This is a genomic window from Streptomyces sp. NPDC001980 (assembly GCF_040296885.1).
In the GTDB taxonomy this organism is placed as follows: Bacteria; Actinomycetota; Actinomycetes; order Streptomycetales; family Streptomycetaceae; genus Streptomyces.
On record NZ_JBEOYD010000011.1, the window covers coordinates 292,007 to 315,942 of the forward strand.

Genomic DNA, 23,936 nt, shown 5'->3' on the forward strand with positions numbered 1-23,936 from the left:
TCATGCAGTACCGACCGCTCGGCCGCACCGGCGTCCAGGTCAGCCCGCTCTGCCTGGGCGCGATGATGTTCGGCCCCTGGGGCAACGAGGACGAGGCCGACTCGATCCGGATCATCCACCGGGCCCTCGACGCGGGCGTCAACTTCGTCGACACCGCCGACGTCTACTCCGGCGGCGTCTCGGAGGAGATCGTCGGCAAGGCGCTCAAAGACCGTCGCGAGGACGTGTTCCTCGCGACCAAGTTCTTCATGCCGATGAGCCAGGAGGACCCCAACCAGCGCGGGGGCTCGCGGCGCTGGATCATGCGCGCGGTCGAGAACTCCCTGCGGCGCCTCGGCACCGACCACATCGACCTCTACCAGGTCCACCGCCCCAGCCCGGACACCGACGTGGACGAGACCCTCGGTGCCCTCTCCGACCTCGTGCACCAGGGCAAGGTCCGCTACATCGGCTCCTCGTCCTACGCCGGCTCCCAGATCGTCGAGGCCCAGTGGACCTCCCGAGAGCGGCGCCTGGAGCGGTTCGTGACCGAGCAGCCGCCGTACTCGATCCTGGTCCGCGGCATCGAGGAGGACGTCCTTCCCACCGTCCGCCGCCACGGCATGGGCACCCTGACCTACAGCCCCCTGGCCGGCGGGTGGCTCTCGGGCCGCTACCGCAAGGACAGCACCTCCGGCCCGGCCTCCGCGGCGCGCCCCGCAGCCCGCTTCGACATGACCAGCCCCGCCAACGGGCGCAAGCTCGACGCCGTCGAACAGCTGGCGCTGCTGGCGGAGAAGGCCGGCCTCACTCTGATCGAGCTGGCCGTCGCCTTCGTCATCCGTCACCCGGGTGTCACCTCGGCGATCATCGGACCGCGCACCATGGAGCAGCTGGAGGCGTTCCTGCCCGCCGCCGACGTCACCCTCTCGGCCGACGTCCTCGACGGCATCGACGAGATCGTGGCACCCGGGGTGACCGTCAACCCCGCCGACAACAGCTACGGCGACTTCGAGCTGCGAGCCGAGCAGCGCCGACGCTGACCCGATCCGGCCTACGGTTCAGGCGCGGCCACCGTGCCCGGCCCTACTGAGATGTCCCTTTGGCGAGGTCGACCGCGTCGAGCGACATGGTGGCCGGGCCGGGACGCGGTGCGGGAACCAGGTGCAGGCGCTGGACATCGGCGGCGCCGTCGGCCGACGCCTCCTGTCCGTCGTGGCACCCGCAGGGCTGGTCGTCGAAGCCGGCGAACCGGTAGGCGATCTCCATCATGCGGTTGCGGGCGGTGGCCCGGAAGTCGGCGCTCAGATGCGCTCCAGCCGTGGCGGCCTGATCGATGAGCCAGTTGAGGATGACCGAGCCGGCACCGAAGGACACCACGCGGCACGAGGTCGCCAGCAGCCTGAGGTGCCATGTCCCGGGCTGCCGGCGCAGGAGGATCAGGCCCACCGCGCCGTGCGGCCCGAACCGGTCGCCCATGGCGACGACCAGCACGTCGTGCTCGGGGTCGGCCATCAGCCGGCGCAGCGTCGCGTCGTCGTAGTGCACCCCGGTCGCGTTCATCTGACTCGTGCGCAGGGTCAGTTCCTCGACGCGGCTCAGTTCGTCGTCGGTCGCCCTGCTGATCGACATCCACAGATCGAGCGAGCGCAGGAAGTCCTCGTCCGCGCCCTTGTACTCCTCGCGCTCGGCGTCCCGGCGGAAACCGGCCTGGTACATCTCACGGCGTCGCCGCGAGTCCACCGTGACGGTGGCCGGACTGAACTCCGGCAGGCCCAGCAGGTCCGTCACCTGCCCGGCGTCGTAACAGCGCACCTCCGGCAGGTGGTACGACACCTCGGCGCACTCGGTCGGTGTGTCGTCGATGAACGCCATCGTGCCGTGGGCGAAGTTGAGCCGCTCGGCGATGGACCGGACCGAGTCGGACTTCGGTCCCCAGCCGATGTGCGGGAGGACGAAGTACTCGGCCATGCCCAGTTGCTCGAGCCGCTGCCACGCGAGGTCGTGGTCGTTCTTGCTGGACACCGCCTGCAGGATGCCCCGCCGGTCCAGTTCGGCGACCACCTGCTTGACGCCGTCCGTGATCCGGACGTCGTCTCCGTCCAGCAGGGTGCCCTGCCACAGTGTGTTGTCGAGATCCCAGACGAGGCACTTCACCGTCGCCGGCCGCTCGGCCATGGGCCGTCTCCTTCGTGAGTCCGACGTCTCTACGCGTCCGACAGCACGTGCTCGGCCAGCATGATCTGGCACAGCTCGTTGCTGCCCTCGATGATTTCCATCAGCTTGGCGTCCCGGTAGGCCCGGGCGACCGGGCTGCTGTTGTCCGCGCCGGCGGATGCCAGGACCTGCACCGCCGCGGCGGCCCCCCGTGCCGCCTGGGTGGCACCGACATGCTTGGCCAGGACGATGGCGGTGACCGCGTCGGGGGCGTTCGCGTCCCAGAGGGCGCTCGCGTGCTCGCAGGTCCGCGTGGCGATCTGTTCCGAGACCAGCAGCTCGGCGAGGTGCCGGCCGACCAGTTGGTGTTCACCGAGGGGCTTGCCGAACTGGTGGCGGGAGCGGGCATGCGCGGCCGCCGCGGCCAGGCAGGCCCGGAGGATGCCGACACAGCCCCAGCCCACGGACATGCGGCCGTACGCCAGGACGAGGGTGACCAGCATCGGGAGCGGCATTCCCGCCCCGCCCAGCAGCCGGCGTGCCGGTACCCGGACGTCCGCCAGGCGGATCGTGGAGTGTCCGGCGGCACGGCAGCCCAGCGGATCGGGAACCCGCTCGACGGTGACACCGGGAGTGTCCGCGGGGATCACGACGGCCGCGCCGCCTTCCCCGTACCGCCCGAAGACCACGAGTTCGTCGGCGTAGTGGGCCGCGGTGATCCACACCTTGGTGCCGTTCACCACCACGTCGTCCCCGTCGGGCCGGACGGTGGTGGTCATGGCGGAGATGTCGCTGCCCGCCTCGGCCTCGCTGAAGCCGACGGCCGCCAGCCGGCCTCCGACCAGGCCGCTCAGGAGGTCGGTGTGCTGCCGGGCGTCACCGAGGCGCTGGATGGCCCAGGCGGCCATGCCCTGGGAGGTCAGCACGCTCCGCAGCGAGCTGCACAGGCTCCCCACGTGCGCGGTGAACTCGCCGTTGAGAGCGCTGTTCAGGCCGAGACCGCCGTACTCCTGGGGGACCTGGGCGCAGAGCATGCCGCGCACGGACATCTTCCGTAGCAGCTCGTGCGGGATCAGTCCGGTCCGGTCCCAGTGGTCGGCCTGGTCACCCACCAGCTCGGTGACCTCGGCGGCGAGCCGGTCAGGCACGGGTGTCCCCGCCCAGCCGTGTGACGAGCCCGACCATCGAGTCGACCGTGCGGAAGTTCTCCAGGCGCATGTCGGCGCCGCCGATGGAGATGCCGAACGTCTTCTCCAGGTGCACCACCAGCTCCATGGCGAACAACGAGGAGAGCCCGCCGGCCGCGAAGATGTCGGCGCCGGGGTCCCAGCTCGTCTTGGTCCTGGCCTCGACGAAGGCCAGGACGGCCGCCTGTACGTCCGCGGGCCGGTCTGTCGGGACGGTCATGTCGTGCTCTCCTCGTACTCGTAGAAACCGCGTCCGGTCTTCCGGCCGTGGTGGCCGTCGGCGACCTTCTGCAGCAGCAGGTCGCAGGGGCGGCAGCCTTCGTCGCCGGTGCGCTTGAGCAGCACCCACAGGGAGTCGACAAGGTTGTCGATACCGATCAGGTCCGCCGTGCGCAGTGGTCCGGTGGGGTGGCCCAGGCAGCCCTGCATCAGCGCGTCGACGTCCTCGGCGGACGCCGTGCCCTGCTGGACCACCCGTGCCGCGTCATTGATCATCGGGTGCAGCAGACGGCTGGTGACGAAGCCGGGTGCGTCGCGGACCACCACGGGCTTGCGACCGACCTCGTGGAGCAGGCCGCGTACCGCCTCCAGGGCCGACTCACCGGTGCGCACGCCGCGGATGACCTCGGTGGTGCCGATCAGGGCCGGCGGGTTCATGAAGTGCGTGCCGATCAGGTCGGCGGGGCGGCGCACGGCGTCGGCCAGTTCGTCGATGGGGATCGAGGACGTGTTGGAGACGATCGGAGTCCCCGGGGGCACGAGCGCGGAGACCTCGGACAGCACCGCGTTCTTCAGGCCGGCGTCCTCGGTGATCGCCTCGATCACCAGTCGCGCGCCGCGGACCGCGGACGCATCGCCGTGCGGGCTCACCTCGCCCTGGGCACGGTCCCGGGGCAGGGCGCCCATCAGCTGGGCCATGCGCAGTTCCTGGCGGATCCTGCCGGGCGCCCGCGTCAGTTTCCCGGGGTCGTTGTCCACCAGCCGTACCGGCAGGCCGTGGCCCGCCAGGAGCGTGGTGATACCCACGCCCATCACTCCGGCACCGAGAACCGCGATCGGCTCGGTCGTCATCGTCGTTCCTGCTTTCTGGGCATGGCTCGTGGCCGGCGGCCGAGTATGCGGACGGGGGGGGGCCGCCGCGGCCGGCGGGAGCCGGACACTCTTCACAGCCGTCCTGCCGTCGCCGTTCGGGCCGCGGTGGTGGGGGAGTCCTCAGGCGGATCGCTTACGGGCGAGGGTGATGCCGTCGGCCATCGGAAGCAGGGACACGTCGACCCGCTCGTCCTCGCGCAGGAAGGCGTTGAACGCGCGGATCGCGACGGTGTCGGCGTCCTGCGCCTCCGGATCCACCACCCGCCCGAAGAACAGGGTGTTGTCCACCACCACGAGACCGCCTGGTCGCAGCAGCTCCAGCGACTTCTCGTAGTAGTGCAGGTAACCGGTCTTGTCCGCGTCGATGAAGACCAGGTCGAAGTGGCCCGCACCGTGCTCCTGGTGCAGCGCGTCGAGGGTCTCCCTGGCGTCACCGATCCGCAGCTCGATGCGGTCCTCGACGTCCGCCTTCCGCCAGTAGTCGACTGCGATGCCGGGCCAGCGGTCGGTGATGTCGCAGGTCGTCAGGCGGCCTCCGGGCGGCAGGGCCCGCGCCATGCACAGCGTGCTGTAGCCGGTGAAGGTACCGACCTCGAGGACATTGACCGCGCCGGTCAGGCGGACCAGGAGGGCAAGGAGCTGCCCTTCCTCCGGTGACACCTGCATCGCGGCGCCCCCCGGCAGTTGCGCGGAGAAGTCGCGAAGGGCGGTCAGTACCGGATCCTCCCTGAGCGAGACCTCGCGGAGATACGCATGCAATGCATCGGAGAAAGCGAGTTGTTCGGCCATCGTGTATTCCCGTCGGCAAACGTCCGTTTTGCGCAGAGTGGGGTGGGGTCTGACCGCGGCGGCCTTCGGTGTCGTGGTGGTGAATGGCCCCGGGTGATTTCCGCATCGGAAATATGAAGGTTTATTTTGAATTTAGTTGCTTATGGCTCCGGTCTGGCTGGGGGAACGCTCGGATTGCGGCCGAGTTAAAAGCAGATTGCGTCTGGATCTCTTGACGCGGCTTTGTCGTCGAGTGGTTCCGGGGAACCTCCGGGTCGCCTGCCGGGAATGGCCATACCGTGCTTGTCTACCCTGCGCGCGATCGGCTTGTCCAGTCCGGTCGAGTGCTCAAGTGCCTTGCTGTCGAGGTGATCTGAAGCACTGTGGGTGGTTTCCGGACTGGCGCGAATCTGCTGCTCGGGGCCCTCTCATCCCGATACGTGGGGTCTGTCCAGTTGGCGGTGGATATAAAGCGGAGAAGGGCTCGCATTCCAGGATGTGGCTCAAAAACTCTGGCGTGAATCATGTCCATGGTGTGCGCTAGCATCAAATGGTCGTTGCCTGCTGCATGCGTAGCTGTGACCATTGGGCTTTGGTCTCTGTTCTTATGGAGGCCGTGAGGTTGGGCGGCATTGGGTTGGATTGATCGGCGGTGCTTCGTGAGATCGCGTTGGATACCTGTACCTGTGAACCTGCTGAACAGCTCGGAAACAATGCGAAAAAGGTCCGGCACGTTGAGGAGTACGCGGTGACTACGACGGACCTGCCCCAGGCTGCAATCGCGGTCATCGGCTATTCGTGCCGACTGCCCGACGCGCCCGACCCGGAGGCCTTCTGGCGCCTCCTGCTCGACGCACGGCATGCCATCACCGAGGCGCCGGCCGACCGGTGGACCCTCGCCCAGCTCGATGCCGCGGGAACGCCGAACGCCGCCAGTGCGCGCTGGGGCGGGTTCATCGAGCATCCCGACGCGTTCGACGCGGCCTTTTTCGGGGTCTCGCCCCGCGAGGCCGCGGCGATGGACCCGCAGCAGCGGCTCGTCCTGGAACTGGGCTGGGAGGCCGTCGAGCGCGCCGGCCTGCTGCCCGCCGCGCTCGCGGGCACCCGCACCGGCGTGTTCGTCGGCGCGGGATGGGACGACTACGCCACGCTGCGGCGGCAGTCCGCCGACGAGATCACCCACCACACGCTGGCCGGCACACAGCGCGCCCTGATCGCCAACCGGCTCTCGCACACCCTCGGTCTGCGCGGCCCGAGTCAGCTCGTCGACACCGGGCAGTCCTCGTCCCTGGTCGCGGTGCATCTGGCGTGTCAGAGCCTGCGCAGCGGTGAGTCCGTCACCGCGCTGGCCGGTGGCGTCAACCTGAACCTGGCGCTCGACACCGCGCTGGTCGCCGCCGGCGTGGGCGCCCTCTCCCCGACCGGGCGCTGCCACACCTTCGACGCGCGGGCCGACGGCTACGTCCGCGGCGAGGGCGGCGGCCTGGTGCTGCTGAAGCTGCTCGACCGGGCCGTCGCCGAAGGCGACACGGTCCACGGCGTACTCCTCGGCAGCGCCGTCAACCACGACGGCGACGGCAGCGCGCTGACCGTGCCCGACGCCGAGGCGCAGCGCGAGGTGGTGGAACTGGCCCAGCGGGCCGCCGGGGTGTCGCCCGCCGACGTCGACTACGTCGAACTGCACGGCACGGGCACCAGGGTCGGCGACCCCGTCGAGGCGGCCGCGCTGGGCGCCTCGATCGGCTCCGCGCGCCCGGCCGGCTCACCGTTGCTCGTCGGCTCGGCCAAGACCAACGTCGGCCACCTGGAGAGCGCCGCCGGCATCGTCGGCCTGCTCAAGACCGTCCTGGCGGTCCGCCACGGCGAGATCCCGGCCAGCCTCAACTTCGACACGCCGCCGCCCGGCATCCCCCTCGACGAGCTGAACCTCGCGGTGGCCACCGAGCGCGGCCCCTGGCGCGGGAACCGCCGGATCGCAGGCGTCAGCTCTTTCGGCCTGGGCGGCGCCAACTGCCACGTGGTGGTGGCCGGTCACGAACCGGACCGGTCCGCGACGCCGGCCTCCTCCGACCGGCCCGCAGCACCCGGCGCCACGCCCCTGGTGGTGTCCGGGCGCACGCGGGCCGCGCTGCGCACGCAGGCCGCGCGGCTGGCCGACTGGATCGACGACCACCCTGGTACGGACCCCGTCGATCTGGGCGGTTCCCTGCTGTCGACCCGCACCCTCTTCGACCACCGTGCGGTGTCCCTGGGCGGGACCGGGCTGCGGACGCCGGCGGCGGGCGGAGCCGGGGAGGACCTGGTCACCGGACACGCCGCGGCACTCCTCGGCAGGACGGTGTTCGTCTTCCCCGGGCAGGGCTCGCAGTGGGTCGGCATGGCGCGTGAACTCCTGGACGATTCACCGGTGTTCGCCGCCCGCATGGCCGAGTGCGAACAGGCCCTGGCACCGTTCACGGACTGGCGCCTGGCCGACGTATTGGGCGACGCGGACGCGCTGTTACGCACGGAGGTCGTCCAGCCCGTCCTGTGGGCGGTCATGGTGTCGCTGGCCGCGACGTGGCGGTCATGGGGCGTCGTCCCCGACGCGGTGCTCGGCCACTCCCAGGGCGAGGTCGCGGCCGCGGTGGTGGCGGGCGCCCTGTCGCTGGAGGACGGAGCGCGTGTGGTCGCCCTGCGCGCCAGGGCGCTGCGCGCCCTGGCCGGACGCGGTGGCATGACGTCCCTGGCGCTGCCGGCCGCGGAGGCCCGCGCGCTCATCGGGCCGGAGCTCTCGGTCGCCACGGTCAACGGCCCCTCGTCGGTCGTCGTGGCCGGCGCCCCCGAGGCGCTCGCGGAGCTGGAGGCCCGTGCCGAGGCACGGGGCGTCCGCGCTCGTCGGCTGCCCGTGGAGTACGCCTCACACTCCGCGCAGGTGGAGGAGATCGAGGAGCAGGTGCTGGACGCCCTGCGGGACGTGACTCCCCGCGCGGGAAGCGTCCCCTTCTTCTCGACCGTGGACGTGGACTGGGCGGACGGCACGGAGCTCGACGCCGGGTACTGGTACCGGAACCTGCGCCGGACCGTCGAGTTCGAAGCGGCCGTACGGACCCTGGCGGACGCGGGATACGGCGTGTTCGTCGAGGTCAGCGCGCATCCGGTGCTGACCGCGGCGGTGGCGGAGACCGCCGGTGACGTGATCACGGGCGGGACGCTGCGCCGGGACGACGGGGGAGGGGAGCGGCTGAAGCGCTCGGCGGCCGAACTCTTCGTCCAGGGCGTCGACGTCGACTGGTCCCCCGCGCTCGCCGACGCCACCCGCGTCACCCTGCCCACCTACGCGTTCCAGCGGCAGTCCTACTGGTTCGACCGTGCCGCCGGGCCCGCCCCGGCCGTGACGGAGGTCGCCGACACCGGACTGCCCGCACTGACCGACCTGGTCAGATCGCACGCCGCGGCCGTCCTGGGACACGCGAGCGCGGACGACGTCGATACCGGGCTGGCTTTCCGGGCCCTCGGCCTCGACTCGCACTCCTCGCTGGATCTGCGCGGCCGGCTGGCCGCCGCCACCGGCCTGCGACTGCCCGCCGCCCTGGTCTACAACCACCCCACCGTCGAAGAGGTCGCGTCCTTCCTGCACCGCGCACTGCACGGCGCCGACAGCGCCGCGGCGGACGCCGTGCCGGTGGCCGGGCCGGTGGACGAGCCCGTCGCGATCGTCGCCATGAGCTGCCGGCTGCCCGGCGGGGTGGGTTCCCCCGAGGACCTGTGGCGGCTCGTGGAGTCCGGCACCGACGCCATCGGGCCACTGCCCGAGGACCGAGGCTGGGACCTGGACGCCCTGCTCGGCACCGACGGCGGCGGCACCTCCCACACCGGCTTCGGCGGATTCCTGGACGGCGTGGGCGACTTCGACGCCGACTTCTTCGGCATCTCGCCGCGCGAGGCGCTGGCCATGGACCCGCAGCAGCGGCTGCTGCTGGAGACCAGCTGGGAGGCGTTCGAGCGGGCCGGCATCATCCCGGCCGCGCTGCGGGGCAGTGCCACCGGAGTCTTCGTCGGCGCCATGAGCCAGGACTACCTGCCCCGGCTGCACGAGATACCGGCCGAGGCCGAGGGATACGGCCTGGTCGGCACCGCGGGCAGCGTCGCCTCCGGTCGTATCTCCTACACCTTCGGCCTGCACGGTCCGGCCGTGACCGTCGACACGGCCTGCTCGTCGTCGCTGGTGGCGCTGCACATGGCGGCACGCGCGCTGCGCACGGGCGAGTGCGCCCTGGCCCTGGCCGCCGGAGCCACCGTGATGTCGGGCCCCGGCATGCTGATGGAGTTCAGCCGGCAGAACGGCCTTGCCCGGGACGGCCGCTGCCGGTCCTTCAGCGACGACGCCGCCGGCACCGGCTGGGGCGAGGGCGTCGCCGTACTGCTGCTGGAGCGGCTCTCGGACGCCCGGCGCAACGGCCACCCGGTGCTCGCGCTCGTGCGCGGCAGCGCCGTCAACCAGGACGGCGCCTCGAACGGGCTGACCGCGCCGCACGGACCCTCGCAGGAGGGTGTCATCCGCGACGCCCTGGCCGACGCGCGGCTGACCGCGGCCGGGGTGGACGCCGTCGAGGCGCACGGCACCGGCACCGTCCTGGGCGACCCGATCGAGGCCGAGGCGCTGCTGGCCACCTACGGCCAGGACCGCGAACAGCCCCTGTGGCTGGGCTCGTTGAAGTCGAACATCGGACACACCCAAGCCGCCGCGGGCATCGCCGGAGTCATCAAGACGGTGCAGGCGATGCGGCACGCGACGCTGCCCAGGACGTTGCACGTCCGTACGCCGTCGTCCCGCGTGGACTGGTCCGCCGGCGCGGTGCGGCTCCTCACGGAGCAGTCGGCGTGGCCGCATGCGGGCCGTCCGCGTCGGGCCGGCGTCTCGTCCTTCGGCGTGAGCGGTACCAACGCCCACGTCATCCTCGAAGAGGCCCCGCCTGCCGTACCCGACCCGGCCGAAGACGCCCCGGACGCGGTGTCCGGGTCGGCCGAAGACGTCCCGGACGCGGCATCCGAGGCGGCGGAACACGCCCCGGACACCGCACCGGCCGCCCTGCCCTGGATCCTGACCGCCCGGGACGCGCACGCCCTGCGCCGGCAGGCCGACCGGCTTTCGGCGTACCTGGCCGTCGCCCCGCAGCCGCGTCCCGTGGACGTCGGCCACTCGCTGGCGGCCGAGCGGACCGCGTTCGACGAGCGTGCGGTGCTGCTCGGCGGGCCGGCCGGACTGCGCCCGCTCGCCGAAGCGGCGCCCGGTGACGGACTGCCGCTGCCCGGCGTGGTCCGCGGCACCGCGCTGCCCGGCGCCAGGACCGTCTTCGTCTTCCCCGGACAGGGCTCGCAGTGGGCCGGCATGGCCCTGGAACTCGCCGAGGCCGCACCCGTCTTCGCCGAGCGACTGCGGGCCTGCGAGGACGCCCTGGCGCCGCACGTCGACTGGTCGCTGTCCCAGGTCCTCGCCGAGCCCGGAGCACCCGGACTGCAGCGCGTGGACGTCGTACAGCCCGCCCTGTTCGCCGTCATGGTCTCCCTGGCCGCCCTCTGGCGCTCCCACGGCGTGCGGCCCGACCTGGTCGTCGGTCACTCGCAGGGCGAGATCGCCGCGGCCGTGGTGTCCGGTGCGCTGACCCTGGAGGACGGCGCGCGCGTCGTCGCACTGCGCAGCAAGGCGCTGCGCGCCCTCGCCGGGCGCGGCGGCATGGTCTCCGTCGCCGAGCCGGAGGAGGCGGCCGTGCGCCGCCTCGCCCGCTGGGGCGACCGGCTGTCCGTCGCCGCCGTCAACGGCCCCGGAGCGGTCGTCGTCTCGGGCGACCCCGAGGCGCTGGACGAACTCCTCGCCGCGTGCGCGGAAGAGGGCTGCCGCGCCCGCCGCGTCCCGGTCGACTACGCCTCCCACTCGGCGCACGTCGAGGAGATCCGCGAGGCGGTCGTCGAGGCGCTGGACGGCATCGAGCCCCGCCGCGCCACGGAGCCGTTCCTCTCCACGGTCACCGGCGAGATGCTCGACGGCACGGAGCTCGACGCCGCCTACTGGTACCGCAACCTGCGCGGCACGGTCCGCTTCGGCCCGGCCGTCGCGGACGTGCTCTCCCACGGCTCCGCGCTCTTCATCGAGGTCAGCCCGCACCCGGTGCTCACACAGGGCGTCTCCGAGTCCCTCGACCGGGCCCCCGACCGCCCGGCGGCGGCGCTGGGCACACTGCGCCGGGACGACGGAGGCCCCGAACGGTTCCTCACCTCCCTGGCCGAGGCGTACGTGCACGGGGCACCGGTGGACTGGGCGGCGCTGTACGAGGGCAGCGGTGCCCGGCGCACGGAGCTGCCGACCTATCCGTTCGAGCGCCGGCGGTACTGGCTGGACACCTCGCGGGCCGCCGCGCCCGCCCGCCCCGGACCGGACACCTGGCGCTACCGCGTCACCTGGACCCCGCGGCCCGACGCCGACCGGGCACCGGCTCCGGACGCCCTGCCCGGGCGCTGGCTGGCGGTGGTGCCCGAGCACCTCGCCGAGGACCCGTACACCGCCGGGGTGGCGGCCGTCCCGGCCGCGTACGGCGCGGACGTCCGCACCGTGGCCGTGGCGGCCGCCGACGACCGGGCGGCCCTCGCCGGGCGGCTGCGCGCCGCGGCCGGGGAGGGACCCGTCGCGGGCGTGCTCTCGCTGCTCGCCCTGGACGAGCGGCCGTGCCCCGGGCACCCGGCGGCGCCCGGCGGTCTGGTGTCCACCGTGGCGCTGGTCCAGGCACTCGGCGACACCGGCCTGACCGCACCGCTGTGGCTGGCCACCCGGGGCGCCGTCGCCGTGGCCGCCGCCGACCGGCTCACCGCCGCCGCGCAGTCCGCGGTCTGGGGGCTCGGCCGGGTCGTCGGCCTGGAGCACGCCGACCGCTGGGGCGGTCTCGTCGACCTCCCGGCCGCCCTGGACGAGGACACCCGCAGCCGACTGGCCGCCGTCCTGGCGGGTCTGCCCGCGGACGGCGCGGCGGACCCGGCCCGCGGCACCGAGGACCAGGTGGCCGTGCGCGCCACCGGCGTGTCCGTGCGCCGCCTGACACGGGCGACGCGGGGCACCCGCTCCGGGGCTCCCCGCGCCTGGGAGCCCCGTGGCACCACGCTCGTCACCGGCGGCACCGGCGCCCTGGGCGCGCACGTCGCCCGCCGCCTCGCCCGCCGCGGCGCCGGCCACCTGCTCCTCGTCGGCCGCGGCGGGCCGCAGGCCCCCGGTGCCGACGCGCTCCGCCGGGAGCTGGCGGAACTCGGCTGCCGCGTCACGATCGCCGCCTGCGACGTGGCCGACCGCGACGCCCTGGCGGCGCTGCTCGCGACGGTCCCGCAGGAGCACCCGCTCACCGCGGTCGTGCACACCGCCGCCGTCCTGGACGACGACACGGTGGCGGCGCTGCGCCCCGAGCAGATCGACCGGGTACTGCGCCCGAAACTGGCCGGCGCGCGGCACCTGCACGAGCTGACCCGGACGCTGGACCTCGACGCCTTCGTGCTGTTCTCCTCCGTGGCGGCCACCCTCGGCATACCCGGCCAGGGCAACTACGCCCCGGGCAACGCCTTCCTGGACGCCCTCGCCGAGGAGCGCCGCGCCGAGGGGCTCGTCGCGACCTCCGTCGCCTTCGGCCCCTGGGCGGGCGCCGGCATGGCGGGCCTCGACGGTGTCGGCGACCTGCTGGCCCGGCACGGCCTGCCCGCCATGGACCCCGAGGACGCCCTGACGGCGATGGAGCGGGCCGTCACGGACGACGAGACCTGCCTGACCGTGGCGGACGTCGACTGGGACCGGTTCTTCCTGGCGTTCACCGCCTCCCGCGTCCGGCCGCTGCTGCACGACCTGCCCGAGATACGGCGCATCCGCGCGGCGGCGGCCACCGCGGCCGGGGAACCCGGCGCGGCGGGAACCGGGCTCGCCCGGCGGCTCGCCGACGCCGGCGAGGAGGAACGCGGCCGGATCCTGCTCGACCTGGTGCGCGGTCACGTCGCCGCCGTGCTCGGTCACTCCGGCGCCGGGGCGGTCCCGGCGGAGCGCACGTTCAAGGAGCTCGGCTTCGACTCGCTGACCGGCGTGGAGATCCGGAACCGGCTGAGCGCCGCGACCGGACTGCGGCTGCCGGCCACCGTGGTGTACGACCACCCGACCCCGGCCGCCCTGGTGCGCCACCTGCGCGCCGAACTGACCGGCTCCGTGGCCGCCGTACCCGGTCCGGACCGCGCACCCCGACCGGACCGCGCGCCCGGGCCGGCCGCGGCCGACGACGACCCGATCGCCGTCGTCGCGATGAGCTGCCGCTTCCCCGGCGGCGTCCGCACCCCCGAGGACCTCTGGCGCCTCGTCGCCGACGGCACCGACGCGATCGGTGCCTTCCCCGCCGACCGCGGCTGGGACCTGGACGGGCTGTACCACCCCGACCCGGCGCACCCGGGCACCACCTACGTCCGCGAGGGCGCCTTCCTCGACGACGCCGCCGGCTTCGACGCCGACTTCTTCGGCATCTCGCCGCGCGAGGCGCTCGCCATGGATCCGCAGCAGCGCGTGCTGCTCGAGACGTCCTGGGAGCTGCTGGAGCGCGCCGGCATCGACCCCACCGCGCTGCGCGGCAGCCGTACCGCGGTCTTCGCGGGCACCAACGGGCAGGACTACCCGGCGCTGCTCGCCGCCGCGCCCGCGGACCATGCCGACAGCGAGGGCTACGGCAGCACCGGCGCCGCGGCCAGCGTCGTCTCCGGCCGTGTCTCCTACACCCTCGGCCTGGAGGGACCCGCCGTCACGGTCGACACCGCCTGCTCCTCGGCACTGGTGGCCCTGCACCTGGCCTGCCAGTCGCTGCGCCGGGGCGAGGCCGACCTGGCCCTGGCCGGCGGCGTGACCGTGATGTCCACACCGGGTCTGTTCCTGTCGTTCAGCCGGCAGCGGGGCATCGCCCCCGACGGGCGCGCCAAGGCGTACGCCGCCTCCGCCGACGGCACCGCCTGGGGCGAGGGCGCCGGACTGCTGCTGCTGGAGCGGCTGTCGGACGCCCGGCGCAACGGCCACCGGGTGCTCGCCGTGGTGCGGGGCAGCGCCGTCAACCAGGACGGCGCCAGCAACGGTCTGGCCGCCCCGAACGGGCCTGCGCAGCAGCGGGTCATCACGGCGGCCCTGGCCGACGCCGGCCTGCGGGCCGACGAGGTGGACGCGGTCGAGGGCCACGGCACCGGCACCCGGCTGGGCGACCCCATCGAGGCCCAGGCACTGATCGCCACGTACGGGCACGGCCGCGACGCCGACCGGCCGCTGTGGCTGGGCTCGGTGAAGTCGAACATCGGGCACACCCAGGCCGCGGCGGGTGCCGCCGGCGTCATCAAGATGATCATGGCGATGCGGCACGGTGTCCTCCCCGAGTCCCTGCACCTGGACGCACCCTCCGACGTCGTGGACTGGACCGCGGGGGCCGTACGGCCGCTGGCCGAGGCGCGCCCGTGGCAGCCCCGGCCGGGGGCGCCCCGCCGGTTCGGGGTGTCCGCGTTCGGCATCAGCGGCACCAACGCGCACGCCGTCCTGGAGGAGCCCGGGCAGCAGGACGCCGAACGCACCGCGGAACGGCCTGGCGACGGCGACCGCCCGGCCGCCGGAGCCCGGCTGTTCCCGCTCGCCGCCAAGGGCCGCCCCGCCCTGCGCGCCCAGGCCGCGAGCCTGTCGGCGCTCCTCGCCGGCGGGTCCGTGGCCGGCGACGGGCTGACGGACGTGGCGTACTCGCTGGCCACCACCCGCGCCGCGCTGCCCGACCGGGCCGTCGTGCTCGCCGAGGACCGCGACGCCCTGGTGCGCGCGCTCGACGCGTTCGCCGACGGCAGGCCCTCGGCCGGGGTCTTCGAGGGCAGCGCCCGTGAGGACGTCGCCCGGCCGGTGGCCTTCCTGTTCACCGGGCAGGGCAGCCAGCGCCCCGGCATGGGCGCCGAACTGCGCGTCCGCGTCCCCGCGTTCGCCGCCGCCCACGACGAGGTCTGCGCGGAGCTGGACCGGCACCTGGACCGGCCGCTGCGCCAGGTCGTGGACGAGGACGCCGAGGCCCTGGAGCGCACCGAGTACGCCCAGCCCGCGCTGTTCGCCGTCGAGGTCGCCCTCTTCCGGACGCTGCGGGAGTGGGGAGTGCACCCGCAGTGGCTCGCCGGCCACTCCGTCGGTGAACTGGCCGCCGCGCACGCCGCCGGCGTCCTCACCCTCGCCGACGCCGCCGTCCTCGTGACCGCGCGCGGGCGGCTGATGCAGGCCCAGCGCGCCGACGGCGCGATGCTCGCCGTCCAGGCGTCCGCCGACGAGGCGGCCGGCCCGCTCGCCGCCCACGGGGACCGGGTCGCCGTCGCGGCCGTCAACGCCCCGGGGTCCGTGGTGCTCTCCGGCGACGCCGACGCGATCGCCGAACTCGCACGGCACTGGCGCGACCGGGGCCGCAGGACCAAGCTGCTGCGCACCTCCCACGCCTTCCACTCCGCGCACCTGGACGGCATGCTCGCCGACTACGAACGGATCGCGGCCGGCCTCTCCTACGCGGCGCCGCGCATCCCCGTCGTCTCCACCGTGACGGGCGCCGAACTCACCCCCGAGGAGGCGTGCTCGCCGGCCTACTGGGCGCGCCAGGCCCGGGCCACCGTCCGGTTCGCCGACGCCGTACGCACGCTGCGGGCCGCCGGCACCACCACGTTCGTGGAACTCGGCCCCGACGGCGTGCTCTCGGGCATGGTGCCCGACTGCCTGCCCGAGGAGAGCCCGCTGGCGGTGTCCCTGCTGCGCGACGGCCGGCCCGAGGAGCAGACCCTGCTGGCCGCCGTGGCCCGCCTGCACACCGTGGGCGCCGGACCGGACTGGGAGGCGCTGTTCGCCCCCACCGGCGCCGTCCGCCGCGCGGTGCCCACCTACCCGTTCCAGCGCAAGCGGTTCTGGCCGAACGTACCGGCCGCCTCCGGCGCCCCCGGGCGGACCGCCGACCGGTGGCGCTACCGGATCGGCTGGACCGAGCCGGCGCAGCCCGCCGGGACGGGTGCGCCGGACCGCACCTGGCTCGCCCTGGTGCCCGACACCGAGGACGGCGGCAGCCCAGCGCTGGCCGCCTGCCGCGGCTGGCTCCGCGAGCTCGGCACGCCCGTCGTCCCCGTCGCCGCCGGCACCGATCGGGACACGCTCGCACGCCTCCTGCGGGACGCGGCCGGACCGGACCCGGTGCCGGGCGTCCTGTCGCTGCTCGCGCTCGACGAGCGGCCCCATCCCGACCACCCGGCGGTACCCGCCGGCCTGGCCGGCACCCTGACCGCCGCCCAGGCACTGACCGACGCGGCGCTCGGCGCCCCGCTGTGGCTGGTGACGCAGAGCGCGGTCACCGTGGATCAGGACCGGGACACGGCACGGCCCGAGCAGGCGCAGATCTGGGGCCTCGGCCAGGTCCTCGGACTGGAACAGCCCGAGCTGTGGGGCGGTCTGGTCGACCTGCCCGCCGAGGTCGACGAGACCGTCCTCGCCCGGCTGGCCGCCGTGGTCACCGCCGGCGGCGACGAGGACCAGCTCGCCGTGCGGGCCGGCGGTGTCCGGGCCCGCCGCCTGGAGCACGCGCCGGCGGCCGGTCCGCTCTGGCAGCCGCGCGGCACGGTCCTCGTCACCGGCGGCACCGGTGCGCTCGGCCGCCGCGTCGCGCTGCGCCTGGCCCAGGACGGCGCCGAGCACCTGGTGCTCACCGGCCGCCGCGGCCCGGCCGCGCCCGGCGCCGACGCGCTCCGCGAGGAACTGGCCGCCCTCGGCGCGCGCGTCACCGTCGAGGCGTGCGACATCACGGACCGCGAGGCGGTCGCCGCGCTGCTGGCGGCGCACCCGCCGACCGCCGTCGTGCACGCCGCGGGCGCGCTCGGCCTCGGGGGCGCCGTCGCCGACGACAGCGTGGCCGCACTCGCCGAGGTCGCCGCGGCCAAGGTGCTGGGCGCCCGCCACCTGGACGAACTGCTCGGCGACACCCCGCTGGACGCGTTCGTGCTGTTCTCCTCCATCGCCGGCGTCTGGGGCAGCGGAGGACAGGGCGCCTATGCCGCGGCCAACGCCCATCTGGACGCGCTGGCCGCCCGGCGCAGGGCCCGCGGGCTCACCGCCGTCTCGGTCGCCTGGGGGCCCTGGGCCGGCGGCGGCATGGCCGACGACGAAGCGCTGGACCGGCTGCACCGCCGCGGCCTCACCGCGCTGGCGCCCGCCGCGGCCGCCGCCGCCCTGCGCACCCTGCCGGCCGGGCCGGACGCCACGGTCGCCGTCGCCGACGTCCGCTGGGAGGACTTCGCCCCTGCCTACACCGCGGCACGCTCGCGCCCGCTCGTCGAGGACCTGCCCGAGGTACGGGCGGTCCTGGCGGTCCGCGCGGAGGACCCGGCGCCGCCGGCGTCCGCGTTCGCCGCACACCTCGCCGGGCTGCCGGCGGCCGGCCGCGAGGACGCGGTGCGGGACCTGGTCCGCGACCACGTCGCGGCCGTCCTGGGCCATGACTCCGCCGAGGGCGTCGCCGTCGACCGGGTCTTCCGCGACCTCGGCTTCGACTCCCTGACCGCCGTCGAACTGCGCAACCGGCTGGTCGACGCCACCGGGGTGCGGCTGCCCGTCACCGAGGTGTTCGACCACCCCACCGTCGGGGACCTGGCACGCCGGCTGTACGCCGGCCTCGACGGCACCGCGCCCGGAACGGAGCACCGTGCGCCCGCCGCGGCCACCCCGCCGACGGACGCCGACGAACCGCTGGCGATCGTCTCGATGGCCTGCCGGTTCCCCGGCGGCGTGACCTCGCCCGAGGACCTGTGGCGGCTGGTCGCCGACGGGAAGGACGCCATCGGCGACCTTCCGGCGGACCGCGGCTGGGACCTGGAGCGGCTCTACCACCCCGACCCCGACCACGAGGGCACCAGCTACGCCCGCGGCGGCGGCTTCCTCCAGGACGCCGGTGCCTTCGACGCCGCGTTCTTCGGCATCGCCCCGCGCGAGGCGCTCGCGATGGACCCGCAGCAGCGGCTGCTCCTGGAGACCTCCTGGGAGGCGCTGGAACGGGCGGGCATCGACCCGACGTCGCTGCGCGGCACCCAGGGCGGTGTCTTCGTCGGCGCCGCCACGATGGGCTACGGCAGCGGGTCCACCGACGGCGTCGAGGGACACCTGCTCAGCGGCACCGTCACCAGCGTGGCATCCGGCCGTATCGCCTACACGCTGGGCACCGAGGGCCCCGCGGTCACCGTGGAGACGGCCTGCTCGTCGTCCCTGGTGGCGCTGCACCTGGCCGGCCAGTCGCTGCGCTCCGGCGAGTGCGCGTACGCCCTGGTCGGCGGCGCCGCCGTGATGGCGTCCCCCGACGTCTTCGTCGAGTTCAGCCGACAGCGCGGGCTGTCCGCCGACGGCCGGTGCCGGTCGTTCGCCGAGGAGGCCGACGGCACCGGCTGGTCCGAGGGCGTCGGCGTGCTCGTCGTCGAGCGGCTGTCGGACGCCCGGCGCAACGGCCACCCGGTGCTCGCCGTGGTCCGCGGCTCCGCCGTCAACCAGGACGGCTCGTCCAACGGCCTGACCGCACCCAACGGCCTCGCCCAGCAGCGGGTCATCCGCCAGGCGCTGGCCAACGCCGGGCTGACCCCCTCCGACATCGATGTCGTGGAGGCGCACGGCACCGGCACGGCCCTCGGCGACCCGATCGAGGCACAGGCGCTCCTCGCCACCTACGGCCAGGACCGCGCGGAGCCCCTGTGGCTTGGGTCGTTGAAGTCGAACATCGGCCACACCCAGGCCGCGGCCGGCGTCGCCGCGATCATCAAGACGGTGATGGCGATGCGCCACGGCACCCTGCCCAGGACCCTGCACGCCGAACAGCCCAGCACCAGGATCGACTGGACGGCGGGGAACGTCCGCCTGCTCACCGAGGCCCGCCCCTGGACGGGACCGCGCCGGGCCGGCGTGTCGGCGTTCGGCATGAGCGGCACCAACGCCCACGTCGTACTGGAGCAGCCGGAGCCGGAGCCGGAGCCGGTGCCGGTGCCGGTGCCGGTGCCGGTGCCGGACGAGACGACGCCCGCGCCCGGCACCCCGGACCGCCCCGCGCCCCTGCTGCTGTCCGCCCGGACCGCCGGAGCCCTGCGCGACCAGGCCGCGAGCCTGCACCGGCTGCTGCGCGACACCGACGTCCGCGCCGCCGACGTGGCCCGCACGCTGGCCGGCCGGCCCCGCTTCGAGCGGCGTCTGGCGGTCCTGGGCACCGACCGGGACGCCCTGCTGTCCGCGCTCGCCGCGCCCGACGCCGCACCGAACGCCGTGACAGGCGAGGCCGGCTCCGGCCGCACGGTGTTCGTCTTCCCCGGCCAGGGCACGCAGTGGACCGGCATGGCCCTCGAACTCGCCGACGCGGAACCGGAGTTCGCGGCCCGCCTGGACGCGTGCGCCGAGGCCCTGGCGCCGCATGTGGACTGGTCCCTGCGCGAGGTACTCGCGGACGAAGCCGCCCTGAGCCGGGTCGACGTCGTCCAGCCCGCCCTCTTCGCCGTCATGGTCTCGCTGGCCGCGCTGTGGCGCTCCTACGGTGTGCGGCCGGACGCCGTCGTGGGCCACTCGCAGGGCGAGATCGCCGCGGCCGTGGTGGCCGGTGTGCTGAGCCTGGACGACGGCGCGAAGATCGTCGCGCTGCGCAGCCGGGCCATCCGCCGGTCCCTGGCGGGCAGGGGCGGCATGGTCTCCGTGGCGGCGGACGAGCCCACCGTCCGCGGACTCCTGGACGGCCACGCCGGGCGCATCGGGATCGCCGCGCTCAACGGCCCCGCCGCGACCGTCGTCTCCGGCGACCCCGAGGCGCTCGACACCCTCGTCGCCGACTGCGAGGCCCGCGGCGTTCGCGCCAGGCGCGTCCCCGTCGACTACGCCTCGCACTCCGCCCACGTGACGGAGGTCCGGGAGGAACTCCTCGCCGAACTGGCCGGAGTCCGGCCCGCCCCGGGCGAGATACCCCTGCTGTCCACCGTCACCGCGGACTTCGTCGACGGCACCACGATGGACGCCGAGTACTGGTACCGGAACCTGCGCGAACCGGTCGCCCTCCACGCGGCCACCGAACGCCTGCTGCGCACCGGCCACACCCTGTTCGTCGAGGTCGGCCCGCACCCGGTGCTGGTCGCCGGCATCGAGGGCACGGCCGCGGACGCCGGACTCCCGGTCACCACCGTGGGCACCCTCCAGCGCGGCCGGGGCGGCCGGGACCGCATGCACGCCGCCCTCGCCGAGGCGTGGACCGCCGGCGCCGACGTCGACCGGACCGCCCTGACCGGTACCGGCCGCCATGCCGAGCTGCCGACCTACCCCTTCCAGCGCGAGCACTACTGGCTGCCCACGCCCGGCAGATCCGCGGCCGGCGCCCCGCGACAGGCGCCCGACCTGCTGTACCGGATCGAGTGGCACGCCCTGCCGGACCAGGACACGCCCGTACCGCTGGACGGCTGGGCGGTCGTCGTGCCCGACGGCGGCCACCCGCTCGCCGCCGCCCTGCCCGGATCCGTCACCACCGACGCCGACCTCAAGGGCGTCACCGGCCCCCTCGCCGGCGTGCTCTCCCTGCTGCCGCCCGCCGACACGCCGGCCCTGGTGCGCACCCTGGGAGCCGTCGGCATCCAGGCACCCCTGTGGTGCGTGACCACCGAGGCCGAACGGGACCCGGAGCAGGCCACGCTGTGGGGCCTCGGCCAGGTCGTCGGCCTGGAGCAGCCGCAGCGCTGGGGCGGCCTCGTCGACCTGCCCGCCGACCTCGACGACACGGTGGTACGCCGACTGCGCACCGCCCTGGCCGGCACCGAGAACCAGGTCCGGGTACGCGCCGACGGCACGTACGCCCGGCGCCTGGTGCGCACTCCGCAGGCCGCGCCGCCCGCCGAACGCTGGGCACCCGGCCGCGTCCTGGTCCGCGGCGCCGACGAGTCCCTGGCGAGCGGTCTCGCCGGCTGGCTGGAGCGGCACGGCGCCGAGGGCGTCCGGGTCAGCACCGACCCCGCCGCCCCGCCTGCGGCCGACGAACGCACCGTGATCCAGATCGCGTCCGCCGAACCGCCGGCCGGCCCGGTCACCGAGGCCGTGCTCTCCGTGCCGGCCGAACCGGACGGCGCCCCGGACACCTTCGTCCTGCTGCACCCGCTCAGCGGCGTCTGGGGCGCGGCACGGCAGGGTGCCGCCACCGCCCGGTACGCGGGCCTGGCCGCGCTCACCGGACGGCTGCGGGACCGCGGTGTCCGCGCCGTCTCGGTCGCCGTCGGCGGCTGGGAGCCACAGGCACCCGCCGAGACGCCGGTACCCGCCGACGCGGTGATGGCGGCGGTCCGGCGGGCCGTCGAACGCGACGAGCCGGCGCTGATCGTCGCCGACGTCGACTGGGACCTGGTCGTCTCGGCGGCCTCCACCCCGCGCCAGCTCAACCTGCTCTCCGAACTGCCGGAGGCCGCACCGGCGGAGCACGGCGACGACCTCGTGGCACGGCTGTCCGCACTGCCGGAGGCCGACCAGCGCCAAGCCCTGCTCGACCTGGTCACCCAGCAGGTCGGCGCCGCCCTCGGCCACGACACACCCGGTGCCGTCCGGCCCGACTCGTCCTTCGCCGACCTGGGCTTCGACTCCCTGCTCGCCGTCCAGTTCCGCAACCGGCTGTCCGCGGCCACCGGACTGACCATCTCCCCGACGGTCGTGTTCGACCACCCGACACCGACCGTCCTCGCGGACCACCTGCACGGCGAGCTGCTCGCCGAGCCCGACCCCGTCGCCCCGATGCTGGCCGAACTCGACCGTCTGGAGCGGGCCCTGGGCCGGCTGCCGGTCGTGGACGAGATCAGCGCCCGACTCCACACCCTGCTGCGCCGCTGGGACGAGCGCAGCGCACCGGCCGATGCCGGTGAACTCAGTTCGGCGAGCGCCGACGAATTGTTCGACCTTCTCGACAACAACTTCGGCACCGCCTGAGGAGACCGGCCACCATGACAGACGACAAGAAGCTCCTTGACTACCTCAGGCGTGCCACGGCGGAGCTCGGCCAGACCAAGGCGGAGCTGCAAGCGGCCCGCCAGGCCCAGCACGAGCCGATCGCCATCGTCGGGATGGACTGCCGTTACCCCGGCGGTGTCGAGTCCCCCGAGGACCTGTGGCGACTGGTGGCCGACGGCACCGACGCCATCAGCGAGTGGCCCGACAACCGGGGCTGGGACCTGGAGGGCCGCTACGACCCCGACCCGGAACGGTCGGGCACCTCCTACACCCGCAACGGCGGCTTCGTGCACGACGCCGGCCTGTTCGACGCGGGCTTCTTCGGCATCAGCCCGCGTGAGGCGCTGGCCATGGACCCGCAGCAACGGCTGCTCCTGGAGACCGCCTGGACCGCCGTCGAACGTGCCGGCCTCGACCCGCACGCGCTGCGCGGCACCAGGACGGGTGTCTACATCGGCGCCATCGGCAACGGCTACGGCGACCGCTCAAGGGACGTCCCCGAACTCCAGGGGCTGCTGGACACCGGCACCGCCGACAGCGTGGTGTCCGGCCGGGTCTCCTACGTACTGGGCCTCGAAGGCCCGGCGGTCAGCGTCAACACCGCCTGCTCCTCCTCGCTGGTCGCCCTGCACCTCGCCGTCCAGGCCCTGCGCGCCGGCGAGGCCACCATGGCGCTCGCCGGCGGCATCACCGTGATGGCCACCCAGGACGCGTTCGTCGCCTTCAGCCGGCAGCGCGGTCTGTCCGCCGACGGCCGGTGCAAGGCGTTCGCCGAGGCCGCCGACGGCACCGGCTGGTCCGAGGGCGTGGGTGTCCTGGTCCTGGAACGCCTCTCCGACGCGCAGCGAAACGGCCACCAGGTGCTGGCCGTGGTCCGCGGCAGCGCCGTCAACCAGGACGGTGCGTCCAACGGCCTGTCGGCGCCCAACGGCCCTTCCCAGCAGCGCGTCATCAAGGACGCGCTCGCCAACGCACAGCTCTCCGCGGGCGACATCGACGTGATCGAGGCGCACGGCACCGGCACCAGGCTGGGCGACCCGATCGAGGCGCAGGCCCTGCTGGCCACCTACGGGCGCCATCGCGATCGGCCGCTGTGGCTGGGTTCGCTGAAGTCCAACATCGGCCACTCCGCGGCTGCGGCCGGCGTCGGCGGCGTCATCAAGATGGTGATGGCCATGCGGAACGGCACGCTCCCGAGGACGCTGCACGTCGACACCCCGAGCCGGGCCGTCGACTGGTCGGCGGGCAACGTACGGCTGCTGACCGAGGCCCGGCCGTGGGACGACGAGGGCGGCCCGCGCCGCGCCGGCGTCTCCGCCTTCGGCGTCAGCGGCACCAACGTCCACACCATCCTGGAGCAGGCTCCGGTGGGGGAGCCGGTGGCTGCGCCCGTGGTGTCCTCGGGGGTGGTGCCGTGGGTGGTGTCGGGTCGTTCGGCGGGTGCGGTGCGCGCGCAGGCGGGCCGGCTGGTCGCGCTGGCGGGTGCGGACCGGGCTGCGGTGGGTGCGGCTCTGGCGGGCCGGTCGGTGTTCGAGCATCGTGCGGTGGTGGTGGGTGGTTCGGCGGAGGAGTTCGAGGCCGCCCTGAAAGCGGTCGTGGACGACGGGCCGTCGGCGGGCGTGGTGTCCGGTGTTGCCTCACCCGTGGGGAAGACGGTGTTCGTCTTTCCGGGGCAGGGCTCGCAGTGGGCGGGGATGGCGGTGGAACTCCTGGAGTCCTCGCCGGTGTTCGCGGCACGG

8 protein-coding genes are annotated in these 23,936 nt (G+C 74.5%); 3 read left to right on the forward strand and 5 right to left on the reverse strand.

All coding sequences use genetic code 11. From position 1 onward, the window contains the following. Positions 1-2: 2 nt before the first annotated feature. A complete protein-coding gene (locus ABT137_RS19875) occupies positions 3-1,022 on the forward strand; it encodes an aldo/keto reductase (protein ID WP_351710523.1) in 1,020 nt (339 codons plus the stop codon). Between the two features lie 43 nt (positions 1,023-1,065). Here ABT137_RS19875 and ABT137_RS19880 read toward each other — a convergent pair whose 3' ends face one another. The 5 genes from ABT137_RS19880 to ABT137_RS19900 all read right to left on the reverse strand — a co-directional run bounded on the left by ABT137_RS19880 (position 1,066) and on the right by ABT137_RS19900 (position 5,204). After that, a complete protein-coding gene (locus tag ABT137_RS19880) occupies positions 1,066-2,157 on the reverse strand; it encodes an HAD-IIIC family phosphatase (RefSeq protein WP_351710525.1) in 1,092 nt (363 codons plus the stop codon). A 29-nt stretch (positions 2,158-2,186) separates the two neighbouring features. After that, the gene (locus ABT137_RS19885; RefSeq protein WP_351710527.1) at positions 2,187-3,284 is read right to left on the reverse strand and encodes an acyl-CoA dehydrogenase family protein; all 1,098 of its coding nucleotides are present in this window, start codon (positions 3,282-3,284) and stop codon (positions 2,187-2,189) included. Then, on the reverse strand, positions 3,277-3,543 hold the full coding sequence (locus ABT137_RS19890) for an acyl carrier protein (RefSeq protein WP_351710529.1): 267 nt from the start codon (positions 3,541-3,543) through the stop codon (positions 3,277-3,279). The genes ABT137_RS19885 and ABT137_RS19890 overlap by 8 nt, the downstream gene beginning before the upstream one ends. Next, on the reverse strand, positions 3,540-4,394 hold the full coding sequence (locus ABT137_RS19895; RefSeq protein ID WP_351710531.1) for a 3-hydroxyacyl-CoA dehydrogenase family protein: 855 nt from the start codon (positions 4,392-4,394) through the stop codon (positions 3,540-3,542). Before ABT137_RS19895 ends, ABT137_RS19890 begins: the two co-directional genes overlap by 4 nt. A 141-nt stretch (positions 4,395-4,535) precedes the next feature. Then, positions 4,536-5,204 carry an O-methyltransferase gene (locus ABT137_RS19900; RefSeq protein WP_351710533.1) on the reverse strand — a complete coding sequence of 223 codons (669 nt, stop codon included), beginning with the start codon at positions 5,202-5,204 and terminating at the stop codon, positions 4,536-4,538. A gap of 727 nt (positions 5,205-5,931) precedes the next feature. Here ABT137_RS19900 and ABT137_RS19905 point away from each other — a divergent pair. Further along, entirely contained in the window at positions 5,932-22,176 is a 16,245-nt protein-coding gene (locus ABT137_RS19905; protein ID WP_351710535.1) for an SDR family NAD(P)-dependent oxidoreductase, read from the forward strand. Next, positions 22,173-23,936: type I polyketide synthase (locus ABT137_RS19910; protein ID WP_502984547.1), on the forward strand; the 1,764-nt coding region annotated here is incomplete at its 3' end. The genes ABT137_RS19905 and ABT137_RS19910, both read left to right, overlap by 4 nt.

What these genes read in the sequence shown, in the direction of transcription:
- ABT137_RS19875 (WP_351710523.1), top strand. Translation starts at nt 3, where the DNA reads ATGCAGTACCGACCGCTCGGCCGCACCGGCGTCCAGGTCAGCCCGCTC.
- ABT137_RS19880 (WP_351710525.1), bottom strand. Translation starts at nt 2,157, where the DNA reads ATGGCCGAGCGGCCGGCGACGGTGAAGTGCCTCGTCTGGGATCTCGAC.
- ABT137_RS19890 (WP_351710529.1), bottom strand. Translation starts at nt 3,543, where the DNA reads ATGACCGTCCCGACAGACCGGCCCGCGGACGTACAGGCGGCCGTCCTG.
- ABT137_RS19895 (WP_351710531.1), bottom strand. Translation starts at nt 4,394, where the DNA reads ATGACGACCGAGCCGATCGCGGTTCTCGGTGCCGGAGTGATGGGCGTG.
- ABT137_RS19900 (WP_351710533.1), bottom strand. Translation starts at nt 5,204, where the DNA reads ATGGCCGAACAACTCGCTTTCTCCGATGCATTGCATGCGTATCTCCGC.